Source organism: Vicinamibacteria bacterium, assembly GCA_035620555.1.
GTDB lineage: Bacteria > Acidobacteriota > Vicinamibacteria > Marinacidobacterales > SMYC01 > DASPGQ01.
This window is the reverse complement of the sequence record DASPGQ010000189.1, coordinates 1-3,546: the sequence shown is the minus strand read 5'-3', so window position 1 is coordinate 3,546 and position 3,546 is coordinate 1. Positions and strand designations below refer to the sequence as shown.

General features: G+C 61.5%; 2 protein-coding genes. Both read left to right on the top strand.

Features of this window, described 5'->3' with window-relative positions:
- Positions 1-2,112 (top strand): winged helix-turn-helix domain-containing protein (locus VEK15_07525; GenBank protein HXV60526.1); only part of this gene is annotated, 2,112 nt, incomplete at its 5' end.
- 171 nt (positions 2,113-2,283) lie between these two features.
- Entirely contained in the window at positions 2,284-3,426 is a 1,143-nt protein-coding gene (locus tag VEK15_07520; protein ID HXV60525.1) for an aminotransferase class V-fold PLP-dependent enzyme, read from the top strand.
- The last annotated feature ends 120 nt before the right edge of the window (positions 3,427-3,546 follow it).

Here is a 3,546-nt window from a genome sequence, read left to right as displayed (position 1 = left end):
ATGCACGGCGACTTCAAGGTTGGAGCGTTTCGTGTCGAGCCTCGTCGCAACCGCATCGTCCACACCAACGGTGAGGCGCGTCGCATCAAGCCGCGTTCCATGCAGGTTCTGCTCCGCCTTGCGGAGAGCCCCGGTGCCGTCGTCGCGCGCGAGGCGATTCTCGACGACGTCTGGGAACGGCGCGCCGTTGGCGACGAAGTGCTGTCGGTCGCCATTGCCGAGCTTCGCAAGGTCCTAGACGATGACCCGAAAGAAGCGAGCCATATCCAGACGTTTCCCGGAAAAGGCTACAGTCTCATCGCACCGGTCGAGCGAGAGCATGATGCGGAGAACGCAAAGCGTCCTCGACGAGCTCTCGTTCTCGCTACGATCGGCATCGTGGTTCTAGCGGGCGCGGTTGCATTCATCGATCTTCCAACGAGCCCAACGACGACCCGCGGGCCGGTTCCTTATCAGCTGACCCTGAACACGCCCGAGGATACGCCGATCAATCTTGCGCCGAGCCGCCCCTTCGCGCTTTCGTCGGACGGCTCCCGGCTCGTGTACGTCTCCGGAGCATTGCGGGGAGGTTCGAGCCTCTATCTTCACGACTTGACGACGTCCCGAACTTCTCGCATCGAGGGAACGGACGACGGCTTCGATCCGTTCTTCTCGCCGGACGGAAGCTGGGTCGGTTTCATCACCGAGAGCTCGCGCCGGCTTTTCCGAGTGCCTGTAAGCGGCGGCTCACCCATCGCGGTCACGAAAGAAGCGGTCTCGATTGGCGCGAGCTGGCCCACGGCCGACACCATCGTTCTTTTTTTCAATCCAGCCGTGAACGCGTCGGACGCAGGCATCGTGAGCGTCTCGATTGCCGACGGAACCCGGCGGGTGCTCACTCGTCGTGGCGAAAGTGAGATTCACCGGTGGCCAAGCCTGCTTCCGGATAAGAAGACCTTGCTCTTCACGATTCACAGACGCACGCCCGAGGGGATGGATCACTTTCGACTCGTCGTGCAGCGGCCCGGCGACGGGGCGCCGACGCTCCTCGTCGAGGACGCTGCGTTCGGAAGGTATGCGGCGAGCGGGCATTTGTTGTTTCACCGCGGTGGCCGCCTGTTTGCGGCACCCTTTTCACTCGAAACACTCCGACTCGGGGCAGATCCCGAAATGGTCATCGATGACGTGGGACGCGGCTCAGTGGGAGCCGCCAAGTTCGAGCTCTCGGAGAACGGAACTCTCGTCTATGTGCGGGTATCGAGCGGGCCCGGAGGAGAAGCCCGCTGGGTTGGTCACGACGGCGTCGACGAAACGCTGATCCCAGTCTCGCTCAGCGTGCACACGCGACTTTCGCCGGACGAAAAAGAGCTCGCCGTTGCGCTCGGCAACGAGCCCTCTCTCGTCAATCTGGATAGTTACCACGTTGAGCGGCTCACTCGCGAAGCGGGACCCGTCATCGGCTTGGCGTGGCATCCCGACGGCAAACGCCTGAGCTTCGGGCGGGTGAGGAGGGTGTTTCTCCTGGACACGTCTACCCAGGCGGCGCCGGAAGTCTTGCTCCACGAGGAAGGGACTTATCTGATTCCCGCGTCCTGGTCGCGAAGCGGCGAGCAACTCCTCTACCTTCGCCAACAGCACGAGGTCCAGCGGTTTGATGTGTGGCTGTATTCGCTCGCCGATGGAACCAAAGAACCCATTGTTGCTACCGAGTTCAACGAGCTCGCGGCCGAGCTCTCACCCGACGGCGAGTGGGTCGCCTATGTCTCGGACGAGTCGGGCGAATATGAGATTTACTTGAAGCGATTGCGTGGAAAGGCACGCCCAGTGCGAATCTCGCGCGAGGGTGGGAGCGCACTCTTGTGGAGTCCCGAAGGGGATCGGATCTGGTACTGGAGCGAGCAGGGTATGCACGAAGTTCGTCTCGAGGCCGAAACAGATTCCAACCTCATCGTGAAGGACGCCAAACTGTTGTTCCACACGGACTACCCTCGGTTCGATTCCGTTTGGGTGCGTGATTTCGACTACTCGGCTTGGCGCCGCCAGTTCTTGTTGCTCAGCCCGGAATCGGGGCTCGAGCAATCGTCGGTCAACGTAAGAGTGAACTGGTTCACCGACCTCGAACACTTGCAATGACGACGACGTATGTCCCACGTGGGACACGGGGAGTTCGTCGGCGTATCCTGACGTAATCCTGAGAGAATCTTGAGCTTTCCGACTGGATGCCCGAGAGCTCGTCCTGTTAGCTCTACTTAACAGAGGTGCGGAGCAACGGTTACTATAGGACTGTTCTCGACCGCCAGCGACATGACTGTCTTTGCCTCCGACTTCGGTCCTTTCGGAGAACGCGTGTGGCTGAATTGCGCCCATCAGGGGCCGATTCCGCACGTCGCCGCCGAGGCCGCTCGTCGCGCCATCGAGCGCAAGATTGCCCCGTTCGAGCTCGCGGACGAATCCTTCACCGAGGTTCCGCGGAAGCTGAAGCAAGTGTTGGGCCATCTCATCGGAGCCGGACCCGAAGAAATCATTCTCGGGAACAGCGCCTCCTACGGCCTCCATCTACTGGCGAACGGACTTCCTCTGGGCCAGGGCGATGAAGTGCTCCTCGTGCGCGGAGACTTTCCCTCCGTGATACTCCCCTGGCTCGCGCTCGAAGAGCGCGGAGTTCGTCTGCGCCACATCGAGCCGGGCGAGCAGGGGCTTACTCCCGAAACTCTCGAGCCCCATCTGGGATCGCGGACGAAAGTGCTTTCCACAACCTGGGTACATTCTTTTACCGGCCGGGCCATCGATCTCGAAGCCATCGGACGCCGCTGCCATGCCCACGGCGTCTGGTTCATCGTGAATGCCTCCCAGGCTCTTGGAGCGCGGCCGCTCGACGTCACGGGCGCTCCGGTCGACGCGGTGATATCCGTCGGCTTCAAGTGGCTCTGCGGACCGTACGGAACCGGCTTTTGCTGGATGACACCTCGGCTCCTCTCATCTCTTCGCTACAACCAGGCCTACTGGCTCGCCATGCAGACCGCCGAGGAGCTCGGAGGAGACAGCGCGATTCCCGTGGTCAAAGAGGATCTCGGAGCAAGAAGATACGACGTATTCGGCACCGCCAACTTCTTCAATTTCGAGCCGCTGACGGCTTCGGTCGACTACCTTCTGACGCAAGGCATCGATGCCGTCGCCGCTTACGATGGCGCGCTCATCGATCGTCTCATCGAAGGCCTCGCGGAGCTCGGCTACAACGTACTCAGTCCCCGCGAAGGCGACTCGCGCTCCACGCTCGTGATTGCTTCCCACGGCGATCGAACCCGAAACGAAGCGATCCAACGGGAGCTCCAGGACCGCAGAATCGACGTCGCCTATCGCAGGGGGAACCTACGGTTCTCGCCCCATCTCTACAACACCCTGGAGGATGTGGAACGCGCCCTTCAGGCTCTGGAGTCCTGCCGGTGAGTACACCCCCCTCGTTCCGGGTTGCAGATTGGTGCGTCGAGCCTTCTCTCAATCGGCTCGTGAGAGAGGGCGACGGTAACCCAGCTACAAAAATCGCGACGAGGGTAGACTACGCCTGCC